The organism is Hymenobacter lucidus (assembly GCF_020447265.1).
GTDB classification, from domain to species: Bacteria; Bacteroidota; Bacteroidia; order Cytophagales; family Hymenobacteraceae; genus Hymenobacter; species Hymenobacter lucidus.
On sequence record NZ_JAJADR010000005.1, the window covers coordinates 275,224 to 287,827 of the forward strand.

At 59.4% G+C, this 12,604-nt stretch carries 12 protein-coding genes; 9 read left to right on the forward strand and 3 right to left on the reverse strand.

Translation table 11 applies throughout. The features are described from left to right. Positions 1 to 57 precede the first annotated feature (57 nt). The 4 genes from LGH74_RS17390 (at position 58) to LGH74_RS17405 (ending at position 5,502) form a co-directional block, all read left to right on the forward strand. Positions 58 to 1,614 carry a serine hydrolase gene (locus LGH74_RS17390; protein ID WP_226177587.1) on the forward strand — a complete coding sequence of 519 codons (1,557 nt, stop codon included), beginning with the start codon at positions 58 to 60 and terminating at the stop codon, positions 1,612 to 1,614. Positions 1,615 to 1,676: 62 nt separating this feature from the next. Then, positions 1,677 to 2,192 carry a hypothetical protein gene (locus tag LGH74_RS17395; RefSeq protein ID WP_226177589.1) on the forward strand — a complete coding sequence of 172 codons (516 nt, stop codon included), beginning with the start codon at positions 1,677 to 1,679 and terminating at the stop codon, positions 2,190 to 2,192. 297 nt (positions 2,193 to 2,489) lie between these two features. Beyond that, positions 2,490 to 3,668: a PIG-L family deacetylase gene (locus tag LGH74_RS17400; protein WP_226177591.1), complete on the forward strand. Its 1,179-nt coding sequence runs from the start codon at positions 2,490 to 2,492 to the stop codon at positions 3,666 to 3,668. Between the two features lie 274 nt (positions 3,669 to 3,942). Further along, positions 3,943 to 5,502, forward strand: a complete 1,560-nt coding sequence (locus tag LGH74_RS17405; RefSeq protein WP_226177593.1) for a glycosyltransferase family 39 protein — start codon at positions 3,943 to 3,945, stop codon at positions 5,500 to 5,502. Here the strand turns inward: LGH74_RS17405 and LGH74_RS17410 are convergent. Then, a complete protein-coding gene (locus tag LGH74_RS17410) occupies positions 5,438 to 6,154 on the reverse strand; it encodes a DUF1990 domain-containing protein (RefSeq protein ID WP_226177595.1) in 717 nt (238 codons plus the stop codon). The genes LGH74_RS17405 and LGH74_RS17410 overlap by 65 nt on opposite strands. Continuing rightward, the gene (locus tag LGH74_RS17415; RefSeq protein WP_226177597.1) at positions 6,147 to 6,716 is read right to left on the reverse strand and encodes a DUF1990 family protein; all 570 of its coding nucleotides are present in this window, start codon (positions 6,714 to 6,716) and stop codon (positions 6,147 to 6,149) included. Before LGH74_RS17415 ends, LGH74_RS17410 begins: the two co-directional genes overlap by 8 nt. A gap of 153 nt (positions 6,717 to 6,869) precedes the next feature. Here LGH74_RS17415 and LGH74_RS17420 point away from each other — a divergent pair, with 153 nt between their 5' ends. The 3 genes from LGH74_RS17420 (at position 6,870) to LGH74_RS17430 (ending at position 9,562) form a co-directional block, all read left to right on the forward strand. After that, the gene (locus LGH74_RS17420; protein ID WP_226177598.1) at positions 6,870 to 8,069 is read left to right on the forward strand and encodes a glycosyltransferase family 87 protein; all 1,200 of its coding nucleotides are present in this window, start codon (positions 6,870 to 6,872) and stop codon (positions 8,067 to 8,069) included. Between the two features lie 143 nt (positions 8,070 to 8,212). Then, positions 8,213 to 8,893, forward strand: coding sequence for a deoxyribonuclease V (nfi, locus tag LGH74_RS17425; RefSeq protein ID WP_226177599.1), 681 nt, complete (start codon positions 8,213 to 8,215; stop codon positions 8,891 to 8,893). A gap of 114 nt (positions 8,894 to 9,007) precedes the next feature. Beyond that, entirely contained in the window at positions 9,008 to 9,562 is a 555-nt protein-coding gene (locus tag LGH74_RS17430; RefSeq protein ID WP_226177600.1) for a hypothetical protein, read from the forward strand. 30 nt (positions 9,563 to 9,592) lie between these two features. On the opposite strand, the gene LGH74_RS17435 is transcribed toward LGH74_RS17430, so the two are convergent. After that, positions 9,593 to 10,501: a glutamate--tRNA ligase family protein gene (locus LGH74_RS17435; RefSeq protein WP_226177601.1), complete on the reverse strand. Its 909-nt coding sequence runs from the start codon at positions 10,499 to 10,501 to the stop codon at positions 9,593 to 9,595. Between the two features lie 69 nt (positions 10,502 to 10,570). Between LGH74_RS17435 and LGH74_RS17440 the strand changes: the two genes are divergently transcribed. Together LGH74_RS17440 and LGH74_RS17445 are read left to right on the forward strand one after the other, a co-directional pair. Beyond that, complete coding sequence (locus LGH74_RS17440; protein ID WP_226177602.1) at positions 10,571 to 11,980, forward strand: serine hydrolase domain-containing protein; 1,410 nt, start codon at positions 10,571 to 10,573, stop codon at positions 11,978 to 11,980. A gap of 106 nt (positions 11,981 to 12,086) precedes the next feature. Next, entirely contained in the window at positions 12,087 to 12,515 is a 429-nt protein-coding gene (locus LGH74_RS17445) for a hypothetical protein (RefSeq protein WP_226177603.1), read from the forward strand. Positions 12,516 to 12,604: the final 89 nt, after the last annotated feature.

The window sequence follows — 12,604 nt, forward strand, 5'->3', positions numbered from 1 at the left end:
CTCAACCACGGGTGGGGCCGCCGGCTGGTTCCGACTGAGATTTTCGCTCTACACGCTATGCGCACGTTTTTTGGCCGTCTGTCGGCTATTTCCGCCCTTGCCGGCAGCCTTTTCGTTGTCAACCCCCAGCCCGCAGCGGCCCAGCAGGCAGCCACGTCCGGCCGCTTCATCACCGACAGCCTCGACCGTTATATTCAGCGCGGCATGCGCCAGTGGCAGATTCCGGGGTTGGCGGTGGTCATCGTGAAAAACGGTAAAGTGGTAGTCAGCAAGGGCTACGGGGTGCGGGCCGTGGGCCGGCCCGAGCCCGTGGACGCCAACACGCTGTTCATGATTGCCTCGAATACCAAGCTCTTCACCGGTACGGCCCTGGCCAAGCTCGAAGAAGACAAGAAACTTTCCCTCAACGACCGCGCCGACAAGTACCTGCCCGGCTTCCGCCTCTACGACTCCATCAGCTCCCAGCTCGTAACCGTGCGCGACCTGATGGGACACCACTTCGGCACTAAGACATTTCAGGGCGACTTCACCTTCTGGGACTCCAGCCTGAGCCGCGACGAGATAGTGCAGCGCATGCGCCTGCTAAAGCCCAGCGGCCAGTTTCGCAAAGACTACGGCTACTGCAACGCCGGCTTCGTGGCAGCGGGCCAGATTATCCCGGCCGTGACGGGCGGCACCAGCTGGGACGACTACGTGCAGCAGAATTTTCTGCAGCCCCTGGGCATGACCAGCACCTCCACCGGCACGGCCGGCTACGGGCAGCGGCCCAACATTGCCCTGCCCTACTCCAACACCTTCGGCCCGCTGGCCCAGATGCCCTTCGACAACATCGACAACATCGGCCCCTGCGGCAGCATGGTATCCAACGTAACGGACCTGGCCAAGTGGCTGCGCTTCCAGCTCGATAGTGGCCGCTACGAGGGCAAGCAGCTGATGAGTTGGGCAGCCCTGCGCAAAACCCGGGACCCCAACACGCTGCTCAACACGCGTAAATCGACCATGTTGCCCACGCACTACATGACCTATGGCCTGGGTGTTTTCTCGGCCGACTACGCCGGCAGCCAGATTTTCTGGCACACCGGCGGGGCCACCGGCCACGTCAGTAACGTCTGCTTCGTACCCGAGGAGCAGCTCGGCATTGCTATTCTGACCAACAACGACAACCAAAGCTTTTTCGAGGCCCTGCGCTACCAAATTCTCGACAGCTACCTGGGCGTGCCCTACACCAACCGCAGTGCCGCCTTCCTGAAAGGAGCCCACGCCGGCGACCAGGAAACCTACGCGGCTGTAGCCAAGCTGCAAAGCCGTGTGAGCAAGAAAAACAAGCTCCCATTGGCCCTGGATGCTTATACCGGGCAGTTTACGCACCCGCTGTTCGGCCCGATCAGTGTGGCCAAGAAAGGCAAGCAGCTGCTGGTGAGCTACCCAAACCACCCCAACCTGACGGCCACCCTCGACTACATGGACGGCCAGGAATTCCGGGCCACGTACTCCAATCCCACTTACGGCATTTTCCCCGCCGTCTTCAAGCTGGAAGGCAGTAAGGTGGCAGGCCTGGAAATGCGCATTAACCCCTTTATTGAGTACGATTCGTACCAGTTCAGCCGTTTGTAGGCCGTAGTGTGGCGTGGTTTGTGCCACGTGGTTCCCCGTATCGTCCCCTAGTTGTTTGTCGTATGCGGCTTTCTTTTCTTCTTTCGGCGCTGGGCTTAACCACCGTTTTTGCTGGGGCTCAAAATGCGGTGGTAAGCTCGGCGCCCGTGCGCCCGGCGCTTACGCTTACGCTCAACGGCAAACCCGTAGCCGTCGATACAGCCTTTTCGCGCCTGGAAGTCAGCACCGGAGTTAATAAGGTGCTATCCATCAATCTGGTGCGGGCTGACAGTCCCGACGACCAGGGTCTCACCATTCTCATCGACCAGTTTCCGTTGGCCGTGGGCCAGTATCGGTTCAAGGAAATACTGAGCGGCCACGTGCGCGACGCCTCTTACCGCTACGGCACCACCACGGCCTATTCCACGGCCTGCGGCCTCAACGACGGCCTCGTGCAGGTGCAGGCCATTGATACGCAGCGCCACATCATCCGGGGCACTTACCGGGCTGTGCTCTGCGAGGCCGAAGCCCGCCCCGGCTCCAAGCGCCGTCGGTTTGCAGTAGAAGGCTCTTTCCAGAGTACGTACTCCATCCGTTAGTTGCAGTAGTTTCGGATTACATAGCTTAGCCAGCAAACTGGCTACACAGCTCTTAGCAAGCTCTACAGTAAGGCGTTAAGCCACTTTTTAAGCAGATTAAGCTCAGATTAAAATTATTTGTATTATTCTTTTTATTTTTTGCATATTAATTGTTATCATGCGTAACAATCGAGGGGGCTTGCCCGACGCTAGCCTGACCGGCCAAGCTCGGCGGTGAGGCTGAGCTAGTTCATCTGACTTGCTGCCTGCATTGACACCAGTTGACGGGGGATTTCCGCATTTTTCCGCTTTTTACCCATGGCTAAGCTTCTACGGAACCTGCTAGTGCTGCTAGTACTGCTGGCCAGCCAGCCGGCAGTTGCCGGCAATGTTACAGTATATGTAAACGGCCACCCCGACGATTGGCAGCTGTTTATGAACCCCGATGCCTACCAGGATCTGACCAATCCGGACAACCGGGTAGTGTTCATCTACTTAACTTCCGGCGACCAGGGTCTGCGCATCGGTGGGCGGGGCACTATTCCGCTGTTCCGGGCCCGGGAAAGTGGGGCGGTACGCTCAAGCAGCTTTGCCTCCAACCAAGCCGTAGCCAGTGCCGACAGCCTGCACAAAGGCCGGCGAGTCCTGATCAATCAGCATCTGATAACGAAATACAGCTACGAAAACGCGGTTCACTATTTTATTCGGATGCCCGATGTGGCCGACTGGCAAAGCACCACGCTGATCGACCAGTTTCACCACCGTCCGCTACCGTTGCGCACCATTGATGGAGTTTCGACCTACACCAGCTGGAACGAGCTGGTAGCTACCGTGCGAGCCATTATTGTGGCTGAAACCCGCCACACCAACAACTTCCGCCTCAACACCCTGGACCCTGATGTGCGCTATAACCCCGACGACCACCCCGACCACCGCAATGCCGGCACCGCCGCCGTAGATGCTTGCCGGGGCCTGAAAGCGCGCATCAAACTGTTTCAGGGCTATGCCACCGGGATGTACCCCGAAAACCTGTCGAACGAGGAAAAGCTCAATGAGTCGGCGCTGTTTGCCCTGGCGGCCAGCGCCACCATCGAGGCGGGCTACGACAATACCTGGGAATTCTGGCACAAGGGCTTTATCGGCAAAAACTACTACCGCCTCTACTACGACCCGGTGAGCCTGCAGGCCAGCGTGATGCCATCCTTTGAAAGCATGCCGGTGCCCCAGAACACAGCTGGTGAGTTCTCGCTCGATTATATATCTCCGCCCGGCCACTCCGACGCCGACCAGAACATGGTAATGCAGGCCTTCGACCGAGCCAGCGAGTTTATTGCCTACCACAAGCGGCACTTCAATAACATGCACCTCTTCGCGTATGCCATGCTCCTGCTCGGCGGTTTTTGCACCGGCTTGTTTGTACGCCGCCGTCCGCACGAGCCGCTGCAACAGCAGCCACAGCCACAGCCACAGCCACAGCCGCAGCACCGCTACGCTTAAGCGCTAAAACGACGTTTCTACCTAGATAAAGGGCTTTACCACGCAAAATCGTGAGTAGGGCCCTTAGCTGTTTTGGCAGCGCCGGAAGTCGGCTACAGCAGGGCCAGGTCAAGCTTATTCGCCGGCAGAGATGTGGCCGTGGCGGCTGCTTACGGCCTGGTTGAGAGCATAACCGGGAAGAGAAAAACAGGGAAACAAAGTAGCCGCGGAAGTCGGGGAAAGTGGAGGACCTGCTCCTGCTTATCTTGGGCCGCTTACTATCCATCTGCCCTGTATGCCTGCTTCCGCCCCACCCGCCGCCAAACTGTATCTGGGTTGGCTCTTGGCTTTTATCCTGGTCAAAATCGGCTTGCAGTATGTGCTGGCACACCCCGTGTACGAGCTGCACCGCGACGAATTTCTGCACCTCGACCAGGCCAACCACCTGGCGGCGGGCTATGTGTCGGTACCGCCGCTGTCGGCCTGGGTAGCCGCCCTGATTCAGCTGTTGGGCAATTCGGAGTTCTGGGTGCGGTTTTTTCCGGCGCTGTTTGGAGCCCTCACGCTGGCTGTGGTGTGGGCAGCGGTACACGCGCTGGGCGGCGGCCTCTATGCCAAGGTGCTGGCTGGCGTGGCCGTGCTGTTCTCGGTGCTACTACGCCTCAACCTGCTGTTTCAGCCCAACTCCTTCGACGTGCTGGCCTGGACGGCGGCTTACTATTGCCTGCTGCGCGTGGTGCAGGATGGCCGGCGGCGCTGGCTGGTGGCGCTGGGCGCAGTGGTGGGGCTGGGCATGCTCAATAAGTACAACCTGGTGTTCTGGGCTGCGGGTGTGGTGCCGGCCCTATTGCTCACACCCCAGCGCCGCTTACTGGCCCGGCCCCGCACCTATCTGGCCGTGCTGGTGGCGCTGCTGGTGTTTCTGCCCAACCTGCTCTGGCAGTACCAGCACCATTGGCCGGTAGTCTGGCACATGCAGGAGCTGCAGAAAAGCCAGCTGGTGCACGTCGAGCGGGCCGATTTTTTTAAGGAGCAGCTGCTGTTCTTTCTCAACAGCAGCTTCGTGCTGATAGCCGCCCTCGTGGGCTTTGGGCGCTACGCCCCGTTACGGCCCTACCGATTTGTGGGTCTGGCCGTGCTCATTACGCTGGTGCTTTTTGCAGCCATGCGGGCTAAAGCTTACTACGCCATTGGCCTCTACCCTATTTTGCTGGCCTTTGGCAGCGTGTATCTGGAGGCCGCCTGGCCCGGCGGCTGGCAACGGCGCTACCTGCGGCCGGCGGCTTTGTTACTAATAGCTGTGCTGTTTCTGCCGATGCTGCTGGTGGCCTTCCCGCTAAAAACGCCCGAGCAGATCCGGCAAAACCCCGGCGCTTACGAAAAGCTGGGGCTGCTGCGCTGGGAAGATGGTAAAAACCACCCGCTGCCCCAGGATTTTGCCGACATGATCAGTTGGCGCGACATGGCGGGGCTGGCGCTGCAAGGCTACCAGCAGCTGACGCCCGACCAGCAGCGCCATCTGCTCATCATCACCGACAACTACGGCGAGGCCGGGGCGCTCAACTTCTACAACCACGGCCGCATGCCCGCCGCGCTTTCCTACAATGCCGACTACGCCTACTGGTTTCCGCCGCTCGACAGCCTGCAAGTGGTGATGCTGGTAACCGAAGATGCCCTGGAGGCCGATGACGCCATCCATTTTGCTTCCAATAAGCTCATTGGGCGTATTCAAAACCCGTTGGCGCGCGAAAACGGCACCTCCGTGTACGTGCTGCACCAGCCCGACTCGGCTATTGTGGCGGAAGTGCGCCAGCAGGTAGCGCAACAGCAGCGTCGGATGCGCGGTTGGCACTAGCGCCGGTGCGCAGCATCTCGTCTACCTGCTCGCGCAGCCGCCGCAACGACTCGTGGGCGAAACGCCGCTGCAGCGGCCGGCCAAACAGCCGAAAGCCCAGCCAGTAGAACGGGTTGCGGATGCGGCCCACCTGCGAAAAGGCGTGAATGTGGAACACGACGCGGCCCGTGCTCAGGTTTTTGTGAATCGTAAACTCAATCTGGCCCCGCTCGAAATGGCCTTCCAGGGTGCGGTAGTTGTAGCCCCACACCTGCTCCTGGGTGCCGTCGGGCAGGGTGCGCCGCTCGTCCGTGACGCCGCCGATGCGCACGCCAAACCAGAAGGTGAAGAACAGGAACTGGGCCCGTAGCACCATGGTGCGGTTTTCCAGGGGCGCGTCGGGCACGAAGATGCCGGTAATCAGGTCGGAGGGCGGGAAGGTGTAGTTGCGCAGAATCTGCTGGCCGGCCTGCCAGGGGCCGTGCTCGGCGGGCGGTCCGGGCTGCTCACTGGGTAGCTCTATTTCGTAGTCGTCGATGCGCCAGCCGTTTTCGGCGGTATACTCGGCCGTGCGCTCCAGGTCGAAGTTGACCTGGGCCTTGCCGAAGGATTCGAGACGGGCGCGCTGCACTTCCCAGAGCGGCGGCTTGGTGGCGGTAGTAGGATTAGGCATGGGCTTGGGCTTCGGCCGAGTCTTTATCGTGTTCAATCGTTTCGACCTCGACCGGGCCGTGGTGGCCACCACTGGCCTGGGCTACCCGTTGGCAAAACGACTCCCAGGTTTGCTGCTGCACCCGCTTGCCCATACCCAGCGTGTCGTAGGTGAAGGCCACCAGCCCGTCGCGGGAACGGGCCCAGGAATGAATTTCGAAGCGCAGCCCGCTGGCTCCCGCCTTACCGAGGGGCTCTACCGCAAACCGGATGCGGCCCGCTTCGGGGTGGTCTTCGAGGGTGATAAACTCAAAGCAATCCTTCGTTACCTCCGTCACGCGCACCGAGCCGTTCCAAGGGCCCAGAATTTTGATGGCAAACTCGTCGCCCTTGCGCAGGCGGTGGTCTTCGCCCTTCACCTTCTCGAATTCGGCCAGCAAATCGGGCGAGTAGAACTCTACGTTGCACTGGATGGCCTCCATCAGCTCTTCGGCCGACAACGTGGGCTTTTCGATATCAATCCAGTAGCGGCGCTCGAACAAAGGGCCGGAACCGGTGCTGGCGGGCTGCTCAGGTTTTTTCATGGATGAAGCCGATGGCGGGCAAAGTGGGCCCAGCCGGGGGCTTGCCTCCTAACGCGCGGGGCCGGTCGGGGGTTGGCTTTTTGGCCCGCAGCGGTGGGCGCGCCGCAATTCCGACTACTTTTGCCCCCAATCCCATCCGCTTTGCTTCGCCCTATGCGTACGTCCCGGCTTTCTCGGTTTTTGCTCACGCCGCGCTTCGTGGTGGCCCTCTACGTCTTTGTGACGGTGGTGGTGAGCTTCCAGCACTACTTCAAGAATACGATTAACAACTATCTGATCTTTGTTAAGCCGTTTTTCAACCTGCTGGAAGGTAAAAACCTCTACCTCGAATACCCCGAGTACTACTACGACACCTACAAGTACAGCCCGGTTTTCGCCCTGTTTATGGGCGCCTTTGCCTGGATGCCCAACTGGCTGGGCTTGCTACTCTGGAACGTGCTCAACAACGTGGTGTTCTACACGGCGGCCCGACGACTATTCCCGGAAACGCGCCGGCAGCTGCTGTTTCTGCTGCTGGTGTTTTTGGATGTAATGACGGCGCTGCACAACAGCCAGGCAAACTGCCTGCTGGTGGGCCTCATGCTCTGGACCTACCTCAACCTGGAAAACAAAAAGCCCATCTGGGCCGGCCTGTGCATTGCTTTGGCCTTTCTCATCAAGATTTACGGCGTTGGCATCGGGCTGCTGTTTCTGTTTTATCCGGGCTTTTTTCGCAACAGCTTCTGGGCCGCGCTGTGGCTGGTGCTGCTGGGCTTCTCGCCGCTGCTGGTAGTAAGCTGGTCCGAGTTTCAGATGATTTACCAGGGCTGGTACGACATCGTGCGGGCCTCGGCCACCGGCGTGCAATTGTCGCTGATGGGCGTGCTCGAAACCTGGTTTGGCCTGCAGTTGTCGAAGGGTGCGGTGCAGCTCACGGGCTTGGTGGCCCTGCTGCTGCCCCTGGCCTACTGGCGGCGCTGGACCGATACCCACTACCGCCGCCTCTACGTGGCCTCCATCCTGATCTTTGTGGTCATTTTCAACCAGATGGCTGAGTCGCCTACCTTCATTATTGCAGTTTCGGGCTTCGTATTCTGGTTTCTGTACTACCGCCGTAGCACGCCGCTGGCCTGGCCGCTGTTTGTGCTGGTGGCCCTGTTTACGTCCCTGGCCGCCACCGATATTTACCCCCACTTCATTCGCAGCGGCGTGTTCGACACCTACAAAATCAAGGCCGTGCCCATGATTCTGGCCTGGGTTTTCATTCAGTGGCAGCTGCTGTTTTTCCCGCGCTGGCAGGCCCGGCTAGCCGCCGCCGAAGCTGCCGAGCAGGAAAGCGTAGCCGCCGAAACGGAAGCAACTGCCACGGTTTAACCCAAGCTGAACCCGCTGCCGAAAAGACTGCCATTGCCAAAGCCCCGCTCCTGCCGTATAGCAGGCGGGGCTTTTTTGCGCCCCAAATCTTCTCTGTTCCCCGAACGAAAAAAACTCACCACTCACTATTTCACCACTGCACCGTGTACCATCCCTATCACCCGCCCGCCGACCCGCAGCTTGTGCGGGAGCTCACCCAAACCCAGCAGGAGCTGCGCACTCACGTAAAGCTACTGCCGCTTCCCTACGAGCCCGAGTTTATTGCCGGCTGCGACTCATCGTTTCCTACTCCCGAAACCATTCTGTCGGTGTTTGTACTGCTGCGCTTTCCGTCCCTCGAAGTCGTGGAAAAGGTGTGGAACGTGGGGCCGGTGGAAGTGCCCTACGTTCCGGGCTTTCTGTCGTTTCGGGAAGCGCCCAACGTGCTGCGCGCCTACGAAAAGCTGCAGCAGAAACCCGATATCATCATGGTGGATGGCCACGGTATTGCGCACCCGCGCCGCATGGGCATTGCCGCTCACATTGGTGTAATGCTCGATAAGCCCGCTTTCGGGGTGGCCAAGCAAAAGCTGACCGGTACGTTTCAGGAGCCGGCCAGTACCAAGGGCAGTATCAGCCCGCTCACCGATAAAAGCGGCGAGCTGCTGGGCGAGGTTATCCGCTCCAAAGACAAGGTGCTGCCGCTGTTTGTAAGCCCCGGTCACCGCTGCGACCAGGCCACAGCTACTCGCCTCACCCTGGCCTGCCTGCGCGGCTACAAGCTACCCGAGCCCACCCGCCTGGCCGACCATTGGGCCGAGGAATTCAAGAAAGAGCTGCGCTAACCACTGCCTCTGTGTTTGCAAAAATGCCTTCCGTGGCTACAAACGGGCCAACCCACCAAGCCCAGCTATATTGCGACCTACTTTCATCTTTCACCATTCCTCTATTTCATCTATATGCTGCTGTCCCGTTTGCTTATCCTAACCGCACTTGCCGGCGCCACAATGGCCGGCGTTACTTCTTGCGCCGATGATGACAAAGGCATCGTGCCGCCCATGCGTGTTGAGCTGCGGCTGCCTCTCACCATTGATTTTGCCGCTACCAGTGTGCAGGGCAATAAAAACCTAACGTTCAACGGGCTGGACTTTACTGGCTCGGCTATCGTGAGCAGCGACTTTGTCAACGGTGTGCTGCAGTGCCCCGCTTCTACCAACGCCACTATGCGCGGCGCTACTGGTAAGGTGCAGCTGGCCAACCCCGATTTCAACTGCCTGATTGCCGACGTAAGCAAAATGCCGGCGATGCAGAAAATCACAGTGAAGATGTTGGACAATGGCCGGGCGGCCACCCAACTCAGTCTGTGCGACGGAACCCAGGTAATTGCCACTTCCACAACCTATACCGGCACCACTCCGGAAGTAACCTACACGCTTGCCGTAGACGGTAAAAAGGCCTCCAAATTCTACATCTACTCGACGGAAGCTGAGGTCAAGTCCATCGTTTTCGAGTAGCCGGACCAAGTGCAGGGTTTCTGAACCGCCTTAGCCAATAGCTGCATTTTCAAACGCGGCCTGCAGCGCCTGCAACGACCGGCCGGCCTCCGGCGGCAAATTTAGCAGCCGGGCCACGGCTTCGTACACCGGGCGGGGTAGCGCAGCTTCGGCCACGATGCCCCGGTCTAGGGGCTGCTGCTGCGACTTGGAGAGCTTGTTGCCACTTGCGTCGGGCAGCAGCGGGTGGTGCAGCACGCGTGCCGCCAGAAACGGCGCGGCCTCGGGCACCTGGGCCGCCAGCCAGCGTTGCGCCGCCGTGCTGGGCAGCAGGTCGACGCCCCGCACCAGCAGTGTGACGCCCAATTGCACGTCGTCCACGATGGAGCCGATCTGGTAGGCTGGCACGCCGTCTTTCCGGCGCACCACGAAGTCTCCTAGCTCCCGGGTCAGCTCGATGGCCAGTGGCCCCTGCCAGAGGTCGGTGAAATGCACTACCGTATCGGCCGGTACGTGGGCCCGCCAGGCAGCCTCGGGCGTATCGAGCGACAGGTGGCGGCCTCGGCACGCGCCCGAATAGCTGCCACTGGGCGACCGGGCCAGAATTTCGGTGCGGGAGCAGGTGCAGGCATACAGCCGGTCGGGCACCTGGCCCAGCTCCCGCAGAAAGTGCTGGTACTCGGGGAGGCGGTAGAGCTGCGAGAAGTTGCGCTCAAAATCCTCCGGGCCGCTGGGGCCGTGGTCGTAGTCGATGCCCAACCACTCGATGGTGCGGAAGATATTCTCCAGATAAGCGGGCCGGAGCCGGGCACGGTCTAGGTCGTCGATGCGCAGGTGCAGCGTGCCGTGGACCCGGCGCACAATCAGCCAGGTCAGGATAAAGTTGACGGCATTGCCAAGATGCAGATAGCCGCTGGGCGTGGGCGCCAGCCGTGATACAACGGAGGAAGAATAGGGCATGAGATAATACTACTTACTATCTAACGGAAAAGTATAAAAACATAAGAATTGAGTCCCAAATATAGCATTATGCATATCTTTTCTGCTATTGAGCTTACCCGCTGCTTAAACGTAGCGCCCGACCATCTGTTTAAGCAGCTCACAGCCCCTGCCATGCGCCATCTGTTCCTCTTTTCTTTGCTGCTCTTGCTGCTGCCGGGCGGCCGGGCGGCCTCGGCCCAGCAGCTCTACTACCCACCTTTGAGCGGCAACACCTGGGCCACCGTGACGCCCCAGTCGCTGGGCTGGTGCCAGCCCGCCCAAGATTCGCTGCTGGCGTTTCTAGAGCGCAAGCATACCAAGGCTTTTCTGATTCTTAAAGACGGCCGGCTGGCTATTGAGCAATATTATGGCACCTACACCCAGGATTCGGTGTGGTATTGGGCCTCGGCTGGCAAGTCGCTCACGGCGGTGCTCGTGGGCCTAGCCCAGCAGGAAGGCTTGCTCAGCATCGATGATACCACCTCCCGCTTTCTGGGCCGGGGCTGGACGACGGCTCCCGCCGCGAAGGAGCGCCTGATCCGGCTGCGCCACCAGTTAAGCATGACTACCGGCCTCGACGATACCCCGCCCCCACCCTGCGACAACGAAAGCTCCGTGGCCACCTGCCTGCGCTACCGCACCGATGCCGCCACCCGCTGGGCCTACCACACCGGCGCCTACCGCCTGCTGCAGGATGAAATTGCCACTGCCAGCGGCCTCACCAGCACGCAGTTTACTAACCAGCGGCTGGGCAGCCGCATCGGCATGGTGGGCCTGTGGCGCAACTACGTGTACTACAGCCGGGCCCGCGACATGGCCCGCTTCGGCCTGCTGGTGCTCGGCCGAGGCCAGTGGAACGGCACCGCCATTCTGCGCGACACAGCCTATTTCCGACGCATGACCACGCCTTCCCAGAGCTTCAACCGCTCGTATGGCTACCTGTGGTGGCTCAACGGGCAAAGCTCCTACCAACTGCCCCAGTCGCAGCTCACCTTCTCTGGCCCACTGGTGCCCACCGCCCCACCCGATATGCTTGCGGCGCTGGGCAAAAATGACCAGAAAATATACGTGGCACCCAGCTTGGGCCTCGTAGTGGTGCGGCAGGGTCAGTCGGCCGGTTTGCCCAAGCTCGCCGTTTCCTCCTTTGATACTGAGCTGTGGCGCTACATTATGCAGCTGTATTGCCCGCCATTAGCTGCTTCCAGTAGGCAATCCGCCGCGCCAGTGCAGCTCTACCCCAACCCGGCCAGCCAGCAGCTCACTATTCGGCCCACCGAGTATAGTGCCGGCCAGCAAGTGCGCTGCCTCGATATGCTGGGGCGCGAGCTGGCCCGGCTACCGCTGCCGACCGGGGGCACTACGCTGACCGTGGCGGCCTGGCCGCCTGACCTGTACCTGGCCCAGGTGCTCGATGGGCAGGGCAATGTGCAAAGTACCCAGCGCTTCGTCAAGCAGTAATAGAAAGGCCCGGCCCGCCATGGTCCGTCAGCTCTACTGCTCGCGCATCAACAAGAAATACTATTTGTTTACAGTTTAGTATTTTTAAAATACTGTGATAAACTTCTTGAAACACATATCCATCGTTCTGCGCTGTATTATAGCGGCCTCCTTCTTTCGCATACTGTTTCCTGGACTTTCCTGGGGATATTGGCGCACATATCTTGAAAGGCCCTGGAGACAGCAAGTTGGCATTCTTTTAATTTCACCTATCATAGAAGCCGTTTGTTTTGGGCTTGTATACATTGCCGTCAGCCTTGCTGTATTTAGCATTCATAAAAAGTTTTTCAAATATAATTTAACCTACACTGCATCAATCCTAATAAGCACTCTGTGTGCTGTATTCGGATACTTTGTTGTTGCCGTGGCAACTAATTCTTTATGGAGGAAAAAGGAAATTCTGCCACTAATAATAGTTTATGGATTAACAGGAGCATTGTACGGTTTTTTGCATTACAGAGCTTATGCAAATACATCTGTTGACGAAGCTAGCTAGGACGTTGGCCGACATGGCGTTGTATTTTAATCCCTCAACAGCTTTGCTACTATATCAGCCGTAGCGCCTGCCATATTGCCCGGCCCACC

Bases quoted from the DNA above. Each gene is read 5' to 3' on its own strand.
- LGH74_RS17390 (WP_226177587.1), top strand. From the start codon at position 58: ATGCGCACGTTTTTTGGCCGTCTGTCGGCTATTTCCGCCCTTGCCGGC.
- LGH74_RS17395 (WP_226177589.1), top strand. From the start codon at position 1,677: ATGCGGCTTTCTTTTCTTCTTTCGGCGCTGGGCTTAACCACCGTTTTT.
- LGH74_RS17400 (WP_226177591.1), top strand. From the start codon at position 2,490: ATGGCTAAGCTTCTACGGAACCTGCTAGTGCTGCTAGTACTGCTGGCC.
- LGH74_RS17405 (WP_226177593.1), top strand. From the start codon at position 3,943: ATGCCTGCTTCCGCCCCACCCGCCGCCAAACTGTATCTGGGTTGGCTC.
- LGH74_RS17410 (WP_226177595.1), bottom strand. From the start codon at position 6,154: ATGCCTAATCCTACTACCGCCACCAAGCCGCCGCTCTGGGAAGTGCAG.
- LGH74_RS17415 (WP_226177597.1), bottom strand. From the start codon at position 6,716: ATGAAAAAACCTGAGCAGCCCGCCAGCACCGGTTCCGGCCCTTTGTTC.
- LGH74_RS17420 (WP_226177598.1), top strand. From the start codon at position 6,870: ATGCGTACGTCCCGGCTTTCTCGGTTTTTGCTCACGCCGCGCTTCGTG.
- LGH74_RS17430 (WP_226177600.1), top strand. From the start codon at position 9,008: ATGCTGCTGTCCCGTTTGCTTATCCTAACCGCACTTGCCGGCGCCACA.
- LGH74_RS17435 (WP_226177601.1), bottom strand. From the start codon at position 10,501: ATGCCCTATTCTTCCTCCGTTGTATCACGGCTGGCGCCCACGCCCAGC.
- LGH74_RS17440 (WP_226177602.1), top strand. From the start codon at position 10,571: ATGCATATCTTTTCTGCTATTGAGCTTACCCGCTGCTTAAACGTAGCG.